The 14460-nt window shown below is 37.7% G+C and carries 13 protein-coding genes; 12 read left to right on the top strand and 1 reads right to left on the bottom strand.

The window, feature by feature from the left end:
- Positions 1 to 15 precede the first annotated feature (15 nt).
- The 12 genes from BUC12_RS02005 (at position 16) to mtgA (ending at position 13150) form a co-directional block, all read left to right on the top strand.
- Positions 16 to 1179 carry an efflux RND transporter periplasmic adaptor subunit gene (locus tag BUC12_RS02005; RefSeq protein WP_062175496.1) on the top strand — a complete coding sequence of 388 codons (1164 nt, stop codon included), beginning with the start codon at positions 16 to 18 and terminating at the stop codon, positions 1177 to 1179.
- Positions 1180 to 1202: 23 nt separating this feature from the next.
- The gene (locus tag BUC12_RS02000) at positions 1203 to 2537 is read left to right on the top strand and encodes a TolC family protein (RefSeq protein ID WP_062175849.1); all 1335 of its coding nucleotides are present in this window, start codon (positions 1203 to 1205) and stop codon (positions 2535 to 2537) included.
- A 105-nt stretch (positions 2538 to 2642) separates the two neighbouring features.
- Entirely contained in the window at positions 2643 to 3803 is a 1161-nt protein-coding gene (locus tag BUC12_RS01995; protein WP_062175495.1) for a thioredoxin-like domain-containing protein, read from the top strand.
- A gap of 147 nt (positions 3804 to 3950) precedes the next feature.
- A complete protein-coding gene (greA, locus tag BUC12_RS01990; RefSeq protein ID WP_062175494.1) occupies positions 3951 to 4421 on the top strand; it encodes a transcription elongation factor GreA in 471 nt (156 codons plus the stop codon).
- Between the two features lie 13 nt (positions 4422 to 4434).
- Positions 4435 to 4836, top strand: a complete 402-nt coding sequence (locus BUC12_RS01985; RefSeq protein ID WP_062175493.1) for an HIT family protein — start codon at positions 4435 to 4437, stop codon at positions 4834 to 4836.
- Positions 4837 to 5082: 246 nt separating this feature from the next.
- Positions 5083 to 6372 (top strand): UDP-N-acetylmuramoyl-tripeptide--D-alanyl-D-alanine ligase, encoded by a 1290-nt coding sequence (locus BUC12_RS01980; protein ID WP_062175492.1) that lies wholly within the window; start codon positions 5083 to 5085, stop codon positions 6370 to 6372.
- A gap of 22 nt (positions 6373 to 6394) precedes the next feature.
- Entirely contained in the window at positions 6395 to 7186 is a 792-nt protein-coding gene (locus BUC12_RS01975) for a S1/P1 nuclease (RefSeq protein WP_062175491.1), read from the top strand.
- Between the two features lie 266 nt (positions 7187 to 7452).
- Positions 7453 to 7812: a ribosome silencing factor gene (rsfS, locus tag BUC12_RS01970; RefSeq protein WP_062175490.1), complete on the top strand. Its 360-nt coding sequence runs from the start codon at positions 7453 to 7455 to the stop codon at positions 7810 to 7812.
- Positions 7813 to 7911: 99 nt separating this feature from the next.
- Positions 7912 to 9975, top strand: a complete 2064-nt coding sequence (ftsH, locus tag BUC12_RS01965) for an ATP-dependent zinc metalloprotease FtsH (RefSeq protein WP_062175489.1) — start codon at positions 7912 to 7914, stop codon at positions 9973 to 9975.
- Positions 9976 to 10092: 117 nt separating this feature from the next.
- A complete protein-coding gene (locus BUC12_RS01960; RefSeq protein WP_062175488.1) occupies positions 10093 to 10944 on the top strand; it encodes a phosphatidate cytidylyltransferase in 852 nt (283 codons plus the stop codon).
- Positions 10945 to 11196: 252 nt separating this feature from the next.
- Positions 11197 to 12348, top strand: coding sequence for a porin (locus BUC12_RS01955; RefSeq protein ID WP_062175487.1), 1152 nt, complete (start codon positions 11197 to 11199; stop codon positions 12346 to 12348).
- A 124-nt stretch (positions 12349 to 12472) separates the two neighbouring features.
- Complete coding sequence (gene mtgA, locus BUC12_RS01950) at positions 12473 to 13150, top strand: monofunctional biosynthetic peptidoglycan transglycosylase (protein WP_062175486.1); 678 nt, start codon at positions 12473 to 12475, stop codon at positions 13148 to 13150.
- On the opposite strand, the gene BUC12_RS01945 is transcribed toward mtgA, so the two are convergent.
- A complete protein-coding gene (locus BUC12_RS01945) occupies positions 13147 to 14445 on the bottom strand; it encodes an MATE family efflux transporter (RefSeq protein ID WP_062175485.1) in 1299 nt (432 codons plus the stop codon). The two genes, mtgA and BUC12_RS01945, sit on opposite strands and share 4 nt — an antisense overlap.
- Positions 14446 to 14460: the final 15 nt, after the last annotated feature.

Here is a 14460-nt window from a genome sequence, read left to right as displayed (position 1 = left end):
AAATATATACATAATATGAGCGAAGGACATAAAAAGAAAAGCGTTGTCAAGAAGGTTTTCAAAACTATCGGACTAGTATTGCTTGCTGCTATTTTCATAGGATTTTTCTTCTTCCTATGGCAAAAAAGTCAGCCGAAAGAAGTTATATATGAAATTGTAGAAGTTAAAGATGGCGACATCGAAAGTTCTACAGTAGCTACAGGAAAAGTATCGCCACGCGATGAAGTACTCATCAAACCTCAGATTTCGGGAATTGTAACCGAAGTTCTGAAAGAAGCCGGGGATTTCGTTAAAGCAGGAGAAGTAATCGCTAAAATTCAGGTTGTGCCGGAGTCATCATCATTAAGTGCGGCCGAATCTCAACTGAATGTATCCAAGATTAATCTCAATCTGTCGAAAACAGAATATGAGCGTCAGAAGCAGTTGTATGCTAAAGGTGTGATAGCTAAAGAAGAGATGGATCAATCGGAAGCTTCTTACAAAAAAGCTCAGGAAGATACTGAAAATGCAAAAAACAATCTGGATATCATCAAAACAGGAGTATCTAAAGTTACCGCACAGTATAGTAATACACAGATACGTTCTACTATCGACGGTATGATACTGGATGTACCTATCAAGGTCGGTAACTCGGTTATTCAGGCCAATAACTTCAATGAAGGAACAACTATTGCTACTGTGGCTAACATGAGCGATATGATATTTATTGGAAAAGTAGATGAAACAGAAGTAGGACGTGTACGTGTCGGTATGCCTATTAAACTATCAATCGGGGCTATTGAAGGCAAAAAATTCGATGCCCTGCTGGAATATGTTGCGCCTCAGGGAGTAGAAGAAAACGGAGCAATATTGTTTGAAATAAAAGCTGCCGCACAGATCACAGATTCTATCGATATCCGTGCGGGATACAGTGCCAATGCTCAGATTATCTTCTCTAAAGCAAATCAGGTGCTAACAATCCCCGAAAGCTGTGTTTCTTTCAGCAACGACTCTGCCTTTGTCTATACTCTGAAAGAGGAAACTCCTAAACAAGTGTTCGAGAAGAAACATGTTAAGCTCGGATTATCTGATGGTATCAACATCGAAGTGAAATCAGGTTTAGTGAAAGGCGATAAGATCAGAGGCAATGAAGCCAGCGACAAGCCGGAAGCCGGATCGGAAGAAGAGAATAAGAAATAATGTTTTCTGACAAAACAATGATTATGAAAAAATATTTTATAGCTGCCTGCCTGCTTTTCAGTGCAATCGGTATGAGTGGTCAAACCACATGGTCACTAAGACAATGTATCGATTATGCAGTTAATAATAACATAGAGATCAAGCAACAGGAACTGCAGGTCAAAAGTGCAGAAATAGACCTGAATACAAGTAAAAGCAGTCGCTTGCCCGATTTGAATGCCAGTGCCAGCCATACTTTTAACTTTGGGCGTGCCATATCCAGTTCTACGAACGGATATATTGATACCAATATGGCTAATACTTCATTAGGTATATCATCATCCACACCTCTGTTCACTGGTTTTAAGATCTCGAATGATATAAAGGCCAAAGAATTCAGTTTACTGGCAGCAACCGAAGGATTAGAAAAAGCTAAGGATAATATGGAACTGCAGATCACCTCCTATTTCCTGGACGTCCTTTTCAAAAAAGAAATACTGAAAGTCTATCAGGAGCAGGTATTATTAACTCTAAAGCAGGAAGAAAGAACCCGTATCCTTGTTGAGAATGGCAAAGTTGCACTTGCACAGTTATATGACATCAAGGCTCAATTAGCAAAAGACCAGCTCAATGTCACAACATCTGACAATGACTTAAAGAACAGCCTTCTTAATTTGGCACAAGCATTAAACTTGCAATCGGCTGAAGGATTTGACATAGAGGCTCCTGATGTAGACGGTGTACAATTGACCGACAACGTATTAGCCGGATTAATGCACCCTAATGAAGTATATCAAAGAGCATTGGATGTCAAACCACATGTAAAAGAAGCTGTATACAATGTCGAAAGCAGTAAGAAAAACCTAAAAGTAGCGCAGTCGGGTTATTGGCCTACTCTCAATTTCAATATGGGATACAGTACTGCATTTCAGAGAATATACAATGCCAACAATGTTAGTTTCAAAGATCAGTTCAACAACAACGGAAGCGAGTATCTGGGATTTAGCCTGTCAATACCTATCTTCAACCGCTTTCAGGTACGGAATCAGGTACGGCAAGCCCGTCTTGATATTATGAATCAGGAACTGAACCTTGATAATGTAAAGCTCGCTCTTTATAAAGAAATTCAGCAGGCGTATCAAAACGCCGTATCGGCTCAGGCAAAGTATGTGTCTACCGAGAAGGCTTATGATGCAGCTCTAGAGTCTTTCAAATATGCCGAAGAACGCTATCAGATAGGAAAAACCAGCGTTTTCGAATACAGCGAAGCTCAAACCAAACTGATTAGTAGTAAGTCTGAACAAATACAAGCTAAATATGAGTTTGTTTTCAGAAGTAAGATTCTGGATTTCTACCAAGGAAAACAAATCGAGATTTAAATATATAAACTCATACATAAAACATGATGCGAATCGGTATTTTCATAAATACCGATTCGTATTATTTATATATATTTGCAGCATAATAATTTATTATATACTAATATGAAGATGTTTCGGTATTTAACAGTAGCCCTTATTATCTTAACGGCTGTAGCATGTTCCAACAAAGGACCTCAATTCGTAATACAAGGAAAAGTAGCCGATGCAGACACTGCTGTTCTGTATCTCGAAAAAAGAGAACTGGATAAGATTACCCTTCTTGATTCGGTTAAACTAGGAGACACCAAAGGGGATTTCAAATTTTCACAACCGACCACTTCTTATCCCGAGTTCTATGTACTCAGGCTTAACGGGCAAGTTATAAACATAGCTATAGACTCTACTGAAAACGTAACTGTAAACGCATCTCAAAAAAGATTTGCGACCGATTATACTGTCGAGGGTTCGGAAGCCAATTCACTATTAAAAGATGTTGCTCTGGCTCAATATAAAGCAAACCATGAATTGGTTGAATTACGTAAGAGATTCGATTCTAAGGCTGTTAATGAGCAGGAATACATTACAGAAGTTAAGTCCATTGCAGACAGCTATAAAGAAACCGCTAAAAAGATCATCTTCACTAACCTGAAAAGTCCGGCTGCGTATTTTGCACTTTTCCAAAAAGTAAGCGGATATCTGTTTTTTGACCCATATGACCGTACAGACTATAAGATTTTTGCAGCTGTAGCAACTGCCTGGGATATGGAGTATAAAGATTCTCCCCGTGCCAAACAGTTACACGACTATACTTTGGCTGCCATGAAAATACGTAAACAAAGTGAGCAAAATCTGGATATTGACTTCGATAATATACACGAAGCAAATACTGCCGAATATTATAAAATAGAGCTACCGGATGTAAACGCTAAAAATATAAACCTCGCATCTTTGAAAGGGAAAGCTGTATTACTTGATTTTACAGTATATCAGGATGAGAATTCTCCCCGCCATAACATGGAACTAAACAGACTGTATAATAAATATAAACCCAATCTGGAAATCTATCAGGTATCTTTTGATTCTGATACCCACTTATGGAAAAATGCAGCGATCAATATACCTTGGATTGCTGTTCACGAGGCTAAGTCGGTTAATTCCGAACTTATCGCCAGATATAATGTACAGGCATTACCGACTATCTTTTTGTTAAATAAAGACGGAGATATTGTAAAACGTTTATTACCAAATGATAATATTGAAACCGAAATACAAAAAATATTATAAATAGCCCATTTCGGTTTTGCTTTCTCGAAAAATTAATTATATATTTGTATCAGACATAAAAAGAAAAGGAGTTCTCGTCTATTCGGCGAGGATTCTTTTTCTTTTTGTCACAAAATAAGAGTAATAATTTATAATTAACATTTTGCTATGGCTGTTGCTTATATGACCGAAGAAGGTTACGAGAAGTTGAAAGAAGAAATCAACCTCTTGGAAACAGTAGAGAGACCTAAGATCTCAAAACAGATAGCCGAAGCCCGCGACAAAGGCGACCTATCTGAAAATGCTGAATACGATGCAGCAAAAGAAGCTCAAGGCATTCTTGAAGCTAAGATTGCTCAATTAAAAAATTTATTTGCGAGTGCACGCCTGATAGATAAGAATTCTATCGGTACTGATTCTGTGCAAATTCTAAATAAAGTTACTATCAAGAATACTAAAAACAACCAGCAGATGACCTATACTCTGGTTGCTGAGAGTGAGGCTAATCTCAAAGAGAATAAAATAGCTGTAAACACTCCTATTGCACAAGGATTATTAGGTAAAAAAGTCGGTGAAGTAGCCGAAATAAAAGTTCCGAACGGAATTGTATCATTTGAAGTTGTAGATATCTCCATCTAAAAATATAATAAAAATGTCGAGCATTTTTTCTAAAATAGTAAAAGGTGATCTTCCATCTTACAAAATAGCTGAAAGCGATAAATTCTTTGCATTTCTGGACATTGATCCTATGGCCAAAGGCCACGTATTAGTAGTTCCAAAGGAAGAAACAGATTATATTTTCGACTTAAGTGACGAATTATTAGCAGAGATGATGGTTTACAGTAAAAAAGTAGCCAAAGCTATATCAAATGCAATACCATGCCAAAGAGTAGGTGTTATGGTTGTTGGATTAGAAGTACCACATGCTCACATACATTTGATCCCGATCAATAAAGAATCGGACATGAACCTTTCCAATCCGGGATTATCACTGGAGAAAGAAGAATTTGAAAGAATAGCAGATGCTATTGCGACAGAGTTCGCTAAATTATAAAAGGATATTCGTAAGAATCTGCCAGGATAGACAATTGTTTATCCTGGTTTTTTTATTCTAGAAAAGCAGATTAATATCAAAATATACTCACAAATAACAACTTACAAAGCAGATTCAAATAACAATCAAGAATCCAGAATCTTAGTTTATTTTAATAATTCTAGCGAAAGTTAGTACCAGAGAAACTTCAAAATGAAAGATAAAAGTATTTATTTTGTATACACATATCAATAATTAAATACCACAATGGAAATAGAACGCTTATACGAAATATTTAAGCAACATCCCACAATAACTACCGATACCCGCAACTGCCCTAAAGACTCGATTTTTTTTGCTTTAAAAGGCGCCAATTTCAATGGAAACGAATATGCAGCCAAAGCGATTGAGCTAGGTTGCAGTTATGCCATAGTAGACGAGGCGAAATTTGCAGATAAATCCAAAAACATATTATTGGTTGATGACACATTAAAAACATTACAAGATCTGGCACATTTGCACCGGTCTAAATTTACGATTCCGGTAATAGCAATTACAGGGAGTAACGGGAAAACTACATCTAAAGAACTGATAACTGCTGTTTTGGCAAAAGAATTTGATGTACTATCGACTCAAGGTAACCTCAACAATCATATAGGAGTGCCGCTTACACTCCTCAAGATGAGCAAAAAGCACGAAATTGCCGTAATAGAGATGGGAGCCAGTCATGTTGGTGAAATCAAAGTTCTTGCTGAAATTGCTGATCCCACATTCGGCTTAATAACCAATATCGGACATGCTCATATCGAAGGTTTCGGATCATACGAAAATATCATAAAAACAAAATCGGAGCTATACGACTATATCAGAACCCGTAAAGACGGTAAAATATTCATTGACGCTAATAATGAATTACTGGTTGGATTATCCGATGGGCTCACTACAATCCAATACGGACAGGGAGAAGGCTTATTTGTCAGAGGAAAAGTTGTATCGAATGATCCTTACATGAGTTTTATCTGGCAATTCTCGAAAGACGACCACCTGGTTCGGACTCATCTCATTGGCGAATATAATTTATCAAATGTATTAGCTGCTGTAACCATAGGAAAGTATTTTGGAGTAAAAAAAGTGAAAATAAATGAAGCCATCACTGATTATATCCCAACAAATAATCGTTCCCAGTTAAAAAAGACAGCAAAAAACACGCTTGTTATCGATGCTTACAATGCAAACCCGACAAGCATGAATGCTGCTTTGCAGAACTTTGTAAAGTTGGCAATCCCGAACAAAGCCGTGATTTTGGGAGATATGCGCGAATTAGGTCCGGATGCAGCAATGGAACATCAAACCATTGTAGATCTGGTTACATCAAACGGAATCAAAGATGCTTTCTTTATCGGGGAGAATTTCAATAGGACTCATACCGATCTGCCTAAATTTAAAGATCTGGAGACATTCCTATCCTATCTGAAAGAAAAACCGTTGGTTGATAAGAACATTTTAATTAAAGGATCGAGGGGTATCCAACTGGAAAAATGTGTAGATTTGTTGTAATGAAAAACAAATAGTATTACTAATGAAAAAAATATTTTATTTAAGCCTTCTTATTTGTATACTGATTCCGGGCGAACTTCTGGCATGGGGCACAACCGGTCATAGGGTTGTAGCAGATATAGCTGAACAGAATATCAAATCGGGAACTCAGAAGAAAATAGCACGGTTACTCGATAACCTCCCGATGGCATATTGGGCTAATTGGCCTGATTTTATCAAGTCGGACAAAACCGGTCAGTGGGATAATACATTTATCTGGCATTACGTAAATGCTCCGAGAAACCAATCGAAAGAAGATTTCATTGCTTATATTCAGAGCGTAAAACAAGAAAACATTTATAGCGAAATCCCTAAATTGGAACGAACTATCGCAGATAATGTTTCTTCACCTGAACAGAAAAGAGTAGCACTGATCTTTCTAATCCACTTGATAGGAGATGCACACCAGCCCATGCACGTTGGTTGTGAAGAAGACTTGGGCGGAAACCGTATTTCGGTGCTTTGGTTCAGTGACAAAAGTAATCTGCACTCGGTTTGGGACTCTAAACTCATCGATTTCGAAAAGTACAGCTATACTGAATACTCACATATTCTGAATATTATCCCGAAAGAGAAGAAAAAAGAGTTACAAGCAGGTACTCTCGAAGATTGGCTTTACGAGTCTCATACTCTTGCCAATGAAGTGTATGCCGGCGTTAATAACGAAGACCGCCTATCCTTCGATTATAGCTACAAATACAAGACAGCGATGGAGCTTCAGTTGCAAAAAGCAGGTTTGCGTCTTGCAGCCATATTAGATCAGGTTTTCAAATAAACAGAATAAAAGCTATAGCAAAAAGAGAACAGACGGTATTCTGTTCTCTTTTTTAGTTAAAGAATCAAATTAATTGATACTTTTTATCCTTAATAAAACTGTACTATCGGTATTTATAGCGCCTATAAAATAAAAAACAATTATCTTTGCAAGTCAGTCAAAACCTCTGTACCAATGGTTGTTCTAACAATTACAACAATTTGCAGAAATGTTAAAGGTATTCTTGCGTCAATAAAGAACTTAGATAAAATAGATTTGTAAAAAGAATGAACGAAGAAAAAAATCTTGTAAATCATATAATCGCTGCGTGTCAGGATAGAAAAGCGAAAAGTATTGTCACTGTCGATTTGTCCGAATTACCGGGAGCAATATGTAAATATTTTGTTATCTGTGAAGGAAACACTCCAATTCAGGTATCAGCCATTGCTGACGAAGTAGTAGACAATATAAAAAAGAAAACAAAAGAAAAACCCATTTCTATCGATGGTTTACGCGAATCCAGATGGATCGGAATAGACTATGGCACAGTAATTGTTCATATATTCATTCCCGAACTCCGCGAATTCTATGACTTGGAACATCTATGGGCTGATGCCAAACTAGAACAAATACCAGACATAGATTAAAATTTGGGCTGAACAATCAAATAAATGAAATGTTATGAATAAGCGGAACCATAACATTAATTTAATTCAAGAACAAAAGATGTTCCTTCTTTAATTTATATGGAAAATAAAAACAATAATAATCCATTACCTAAAGGTAAAGGCCCCAAAATACCAATTTCCAGCTACTGGATATATATTATCCTGCTAGCATCTATTATCGGGATATATTTCTTTTCACAGAATGCCATGGTGAAAGAGGTTGGCTGGTCTGACTTCCAAAAGTACACCGAAGAAAATTGTGTGGAGCGCATCGTCGTGTTCAACAAGAAAAATTCACTTCAGGCATATATCCGAAAAGATTCGGTACAACACGTGTTTAACGAAGATCCTGCTAAAATAGGTAGTGATCCTTCTATTATCGTGAGCATACCTTCCGCCGATAAGTTTTCTGATTTTTACGATAAAGTTATCGCTAACAACAAATACAAGATAGATGTAAGTTACGAAACAGGATCGGATTTCACTGATATATTAATCGGATTCCTACCGTTTATCTTACTTATCGGTATCTGGATTTACATTATGCGCCGTATGTCAGGAGGAGGCTCCGGAGGCGGTGGCGGAGTATTCAGTGTTGGAAAATCGAAAGCCCAATTATATGATAAAGGCTCTGATGCTAAAATAACTTTCAAAGATGTAGCCGGACTTGCCGAAGCAAAAGAAGAGCTGGAAGAAATGGTGGAATTTTTACGCAACGCATCCCGTTACACCGAAATAGGGGCTAAGATTCCTAAAGGAGCCCTTCTTGTAGGACCTCCGGGAACAGGTAAAACCTTATTAGCCAAAGCTGTTGCAGGAGAAGCAGATGTTCCGTTCTTCTCAATGTCGGGTTCAGACTTTGTTGAAATGTTTGTCGGAGTTGGGGCTTCACGTGTAAGAGACCTGTTCAAGCAGGCTAAAGAAAAAGCTCCATGTATCATATTCATCGACGAAATAGATGCAATTGGGCGTGCACGTGGAAAGAACCCGAATATGGGCTCAAATGACGAGCGGGAAAATACATTGAATCAGTTACTAACCGAAATGGATGGTTTCGGAACTAATAGTGGAGTTATCGTATTAGCCGCTACAAACCGTGCTGATATATTGGATAAAGCTTTGTTACGCGCAGGCCGTTTCGACCGTCAGATATATGTAGATCTACCGGATTTAAATGACCGTAAACAGATATTTAAAGTACATCTTCGCCCTATCAAGATAGATGATACTGTAGACATAGAGTTTCTTGCCCGCCAAACTCCCGGATTCTCTGGAGCGGATATTGCCAATGTGTGTAACGAGGCTGCATTAATAGCTGCCCGTAATCACAAAAAAGTAGTTACCGAAAGTGACTTTACAAGTGCAATTGACCGTATTGTAGGCGGACTTGAAAAAAAGAGTAAGGTAACGACTCTGAATGAGCGCAAAACAATCGCCATTCACGAAGCAGGACATGCTACTTTAAGCTGGTTTCTCGAACATGCCGATCCATTAGTAAAGGTTACAATTGTACCACGTGGAAAAGCCTTAGGGGCGGCTTGGTATCTACCAGAAGAAAGACAGATCACAACAAAAGAACAAATGTTGGATGAACTGTGTGCCCTACTTGGCGGCCGTGCTGCTGAAGAGGTATTTATAGGACAAATATCATCCGGAGCAATGAATGACCTGGAACGTGTTACGAAACAGGCATACGCTATGATATCTTACATGGGTATGAGCCCTAAAATCCCTAACTTATGTTTCTATGATTCGTCAGGACAAAGTTACGGATTCAGCAAACCATACAGTGAAGAGACAGCCCTTGTGATAGACAAAGAAGTACAAGAGATGATCAACTCACAGTATGAGAGGGCGAAAGAATTGTTGCGCCAACATTCGGAAGGACATAATAAGCTTGCCGATCTCCTTTTGGAGAAAGAAGTTATTTTCTCGGATGACCTGAAAACAATATTTGGTCGACGCCAATGGATTTCGCGTTCAGAAGAAATACTGAAAGAAGCGGAACACCAACAGGAGTTGAGTAAATTGGAGGAAAAAGAAGAGGAGTCGAATAACGAAGGACAAATAGTAGCTACAGACGAAAGTGCTATTTCTGCTCCCACTACTCCATCAGAAGATAAACCCGAGATAAAAGAGTAAATTCTCTAAAATTATTATAATGATAAAAGGTATAGTTCAGTAAACTATACCTTTTTCATTATATTTGCACAATCAACAGTACAACGGTTATATAATCTTGTAAAAAAAGACTCAATAGTGCTTAATCTAAAAAATCTCGGAACCCGCATATTTACAGGACTAATATTTATTGGGCTCCTTGTTGGAGGTATCCTATTCAATCAATATTCTTTTCTGATCGTATTCTCAATCCTCACAGCTTATGCGCTCTATGAATTTTACGGATTACTGAGTAAGGTGGGCAAGGTACCTTTGAGTAAGGTGTTAAATACAATCGGAGGATTGTGCCTGTTTATCAGCTCTTATTTCTTTTTCTCCTGTACTAATCAATCCTTGATTTTATTGGCTCCTTATGCCCTGTATCTGTTAATACTCTTTATCTCAGAATTATATTTGAAACATCCCAACCCTATCCTATCTTTAGCTTATGCTGTTTTAGGCCAGATATATATAGCTATCCCTTTATCTTTACTCAATTATCTGGCATTCAAATATGATATGGTTAATAACGAGTATCACCATGCATTTTTACTTGCGCTATTCGTGTTTATTTGGGTAAACGACTCATTTGCTTATCTTGCCGGATCATTATTCGGTAAACATCGGCTATTTGAACGTATTTCTCCAAAGAAATCATGGGAAGGATTTATCGGTGGTGCTATCTTTTCTATCGGTGCTGCTGTAGTATATGCTCAATTTTATGCACAGCTACCTTTGTGGGCATGGATAGGATTCGCTATTGTAATGATATCTGTCGGTACGCTTGGAGACCTCATCGAATCGCTGATAAAACGGACTTTAAATGTAAAAGATTCCGGTAGTGTTCTCCCCGGACATGGGGGTATCTTAGACCGGATAGATAGTGTGATATTTTCAATACCTGCACTTTTTATCTATCTCGAAGTCGTTTCATTCTTCATTAATCCTTAAGTTTCTAGAAAATTCATCGCCCCTTCCTATAGCTTAAAAAGCCTCTATGTGAATATATTTTCATGAATATATTTATTTTTTTGCATTTTTTTACTAAATTAGCACGTCTAATGCAGGCAATAAGTACAAACAATTAGGTAATCATTCGTAAGATAACACTTATTATAAATCAAAAACTTAAAGACAAATTAAGCAGCTTTCTCTCTTGTAACTAATCTCAAAACAACTATTTTCCATAAAAATATTCTGACCATGAAGAAACTTTTACTATCAGGAACTATGCTTTTATCGTTCTTGTGCGCCTTCGGACAAAAGAGCGATGACAGTGCTTTACTAAAGAAATTGGTAGATAAGCAAATCCTCACGCAACAGGAAGCTGATCAGATTGCTCAGGAGGATAATAAACAGAGTCAGCCTGCTTCATTTACACAGAAGGTTGATAAAGTAAGGGATGCTTTTAATACACCTTATATGAAATTTGGAGGATATGGAATGCTTTTATACAAATACAGTGATGTATCTAATGTAAAACATGACTTTGAGCCACGTGTCGTATTCCTGAATATGGGCGGACAGCTTACCAACACAATCGGCTACTTTGTTATGGCTGAGTTGGTAGACCCTCTTTTACACGAACTTTATCTTGATTGGACGCCGACTAAAGCATTTAATATCCGGGCAGGGCAATTCAAGGTTCCGTTTTCTTTCGAAAACCAGATAAGCCTTACTAATCTCGAAACCGTCGTATATTCTCGTACTATATCGAGTTTGGTTAGTATGAGTGATGATGTTATGAAACTTCAGAATAACAAAAATAATGGAGGCCGCGATATCGGTATCCAGGCATCGGGTTCTTTATTCCCTACAGGCAACCATGACCTGCTACAATACTCGATGGGAGTATTTCAGGGATCGGGTATAACTACTCGTGAACAGAATAACACAAAAGACTTTGCAGGTACATTGACTGTACAGCCTATAAAAGGACTTAGAGTTGGAGCCGGAGGTTATTTCGGGCAGGCAACTTATTCTAATGACGGAGGAATAACAACTTCAGACCATGTAAGAAACCGTTGGGGAATAAGCTCTGACTATCAAACCGACCGTCTAACTGCCCGTGCAGAATGGTTTAAAGCAAATGATGGAGGTATAGACCGCGAAGGAGTATACGGATCTCTTATGTATTACCTTATTCCTAAAAAATTTAATGCTGTAGGTAAAGTGGATTACTTTAACAAAGACAAAAATATCAATAGTGAAGTTATGGACTACACATTAGGACTAAATTACTACTTCTTTCCTCAATGCAGGTTCCAGTTAAACTACACTTATTCTGACTATTCGAACAAATGGGGAGCAGAAAACAGCAATGTAGTACAGGCTCAATTACAGATTGTTTTTTAAACAGTTTATAATATAGTTATGATCTGATCAACTCTAGATATTTAATTATTACTTTTGCACCAAAATTGAGACTTCGATTTTGGTGCAAATTTTATTTCATGAAGAGTTTTCATTAGATCGGGTTATGAAAAAAGTATTCAAATGGACATTGTATGTTATTACATTTCTAGTTGTATTCAGCATATTACAAGTAGTTATACTTAAATTTGTTCCGGTATATTATACCCCGTTGATGGTCTCTAATAATCTAAACCAGCTATTCACGAAAGGAAGTGCTGAATGTGAACACAAATGGGTACCTCTCGATAAGATATCAAAAAACTTACCCCGGGCAGTAGTTGCATCCGAAGACAACCTATTTATAGACCATTCGGGCTTTGACTTCAAACAAATAGAGAAAGCGCGCGACGAAGCGGACAAAGGAAAACGTTTACGCGGAGCCAGTACCATTAGTCAACAAACAGCCAAAAATGTATTTCTTTGGCAAGGACGGTCATTTATCCGTAAAGGACTCGAAGCATATTATACTGTACTCATTGAACTGATATGGGGAAAAGAACGCATCATGGAAGTTTATCTGAATTCGATAGAAATGGGCGAAAATATATATGGTGCTGAAGCTGTTGCGCAACAACATTTCAAGACATCAGCCAGTAAACTTACAGCATCGCAATGCGCGCTTATAGCGGCTACGCTGCCTAATCCTAAAAAATTCAACTCGGCAAAACCCTCGCCTTATATACAGAAACGTAAAGCTAAAATACTCAATCTAATGGGTAAGATTGGCCCCGTAGACTTTTAAGTAAAAGTATATCTTATTTTAGAATAGTATAGTACTGCCTGTATTATTCCCCGCATAGACAGATATACAATAAATGCCAGCCACAAAGCATTATTCCCTAGTGTCGGAACCAATAAAAAATAAATAAGGAAGAAGCAAAATGCAGCCACAAGCATCGAGTTTCTCATTTGCCGGGAAGCTGTTGCCCCAATAAAAATCCCATCCCAAAGAAAGGCAGAAAAGCCGGCGACAGGTATTATCAATATCCATATACGATATTGCTCGCAAATGGCTATTACATCAGCTTTATCTGTAAGAAGACCTAATATAGAGCTCGTAAAGAGTGCGTATCCGATAGTAAATAATAACACAAAACATCCTCCCCAAAGAAAGATAAGTTTTATCATTCTATTCAGTTTGAAGAACTGCTTAGCTCCGATAAAACGGCCGGTAAGAGCTTCCGCAGCATAAGCAAAACCATCCATTATATAAGAAAATAATGTGAATAATTGCATCAAAAGAGCGTTAGCAGCCAAAACCAGAGCACCCATACGGGCTGAGACTGATGTAAAGAATGTAGTTACTGCAATGAGTAAAAGTGTACGAATAAATATATCAGCATTCACCCTGAAAAATGGTATATAAGCCTTCCGATCTTTTAATCTATTAAAATCTAATAGCACTCTTATATTTTTGTATTTATAAAACCAGATTAAAAATGAAATCAGGAATCCCGAGAATTGAGCGACAGTTGATCCCAGAGCAACTCCTTTCAGTTCCATTTTCAGGACATAAACAAATAACAGGCTCATTGATATGTTTATGATATTAACAGCTATAGCTATCATCATAGGGGTACGTGCATCCTGCATACCGACAAACCATCCGGCAAAGGCATACATACCTAATACTGCCGGTGCCGCCCAAACGTAGATATAAAAATAATCGGCTGCATATATCTTCAATTGTGGTTCGGCATTCACCACCCGAAAGAATATCTCGAATATAGGATACTGAAAAGCAACAATCAATATCCCTCCCAACAACGCAATCGACAGTGACCGCAATAGTATTACCCCCGACTCTCCCATGTCTTTTGCTCCATAAGCTTGGGCAGTGAAACCACTCGTACCCATCCGGAGGAAAGAAAAACTCCAATACATAAAGTTAAATATTATTACAGCAATAGCTATAGCACTGATAAATATCTCTTTATCAAGGTGACCTACAATAGCCATATCCACCATACTCAACAGTGGAACAGTTATATTTGAGATTATATTGGGAATTGCGAGACGCAAAATGGCTCTATTCATAAATACAAAAATAGC

Origin of the sequence: Indolivaga macrotermitis (genome assembly GCF_900128985.1) — a bacterium.
GTDB classification, from domain to species: domain Bacteria; phylum Bacteroidota; class Bacteroidia; order Bacteroidales; family Dysgonomonadaceae; genus Dysgonomonas_A; species Dysgonomonas_A macrotermitis.
Note: the sequence above shows the minus strand (reverse complement) of the source record. Positions and strands in the feature narration are given on the sequence as shown.

What these genes read in the sequence shown, in the direction of transcription:
- rsfS (WP_062175490.1), top strand. Translation starts at nt 7,453, where the DNA reads ATGAACGAAGAAAAAAATCTTGTAAATCATATAATCGCTGCGTGTCAG.
- greA (WP_062175494.1), top strand. Translation starts at nt 3,951, where the DNA reads ATGGCTGTTGCTTATATGACCGAAGAAGGTTACGAGAAGTTGAAAGAA.
- BUC12_RS01945 (WP_062175485.1), bottom strand. Translation starts at nt 14,445, where the DNA reads ATGAATAGAGCCATTTTGCGTCTCGCAATTCCCAATATAATCTCAAAT.
- BUC12_RS01955 (WP_062175487.1), top strand. Translation starts at nt 11,197, where the DNA reads ATGAAGAAACTTTTACTATCAGGAACTATGCTTTTATCGTTCTTGTGC.
- BUC12_RS01985 (WP_062175493.1), top strand. Translation starts at nt 4,435, where the DNA reads ATGTCGAGCATTTTTTCTAAAATAGTAAAAGGTGATCTTCCATCTTAC.
- mtgA (WP_062175486.1), top strand. Translation starts at nt 12,473, where the DNA reads ATGAAAAAAGTATTCAAATGGACATTGTATGTTATTACATTTCTAGTT.
- BUC12_RS01995 (WP_062175495.1), top strand. Translation starts at nt 2,643, where the DNA reads ATGAAGATGTTTCGGTATTTAACAGTAGCCCTTATTATCTTAACGGCT.
- ftsH (WP_062175489.1), top strand. Translation starts at nt 7,912, where the DNA reads ATGGAAAATAAAAACAATAATAATCCATTACCTAAAGGTAAAGGCCCC.
- BUC12_RS02000 (WP_062175849.1), top strand. Translation starts at nt 1,203, where the DNA reads ATGAAAAAATATTTTATAGCTGCCTGCCTGCTTTTCAGTGCAATCGGT.
- BUC12_RS02005 (WP_062175496.1), top strand. Translation starts at nt 16, where the DNA reads ATGAGCGAAGGACATAAAAAGAAAAGCGTTGTCAAGAAGGTTTTCAAA.
- BUC12_RS01975 (WP_062175491.1), top strand. Translation starts at nt 6,395, where the DNA reads ATGAAAAAAATATTTTATTTAAGCCTTCTTATTTGTATACTGATTCCG.
- BUC12_RS01980 (WP_062175492.1), top strand. Translation starts at nt 5,083, where the DNA reads ATGGAAATAGAACGCTTATACGAAATATTTAAGCAACATCCCACAATA.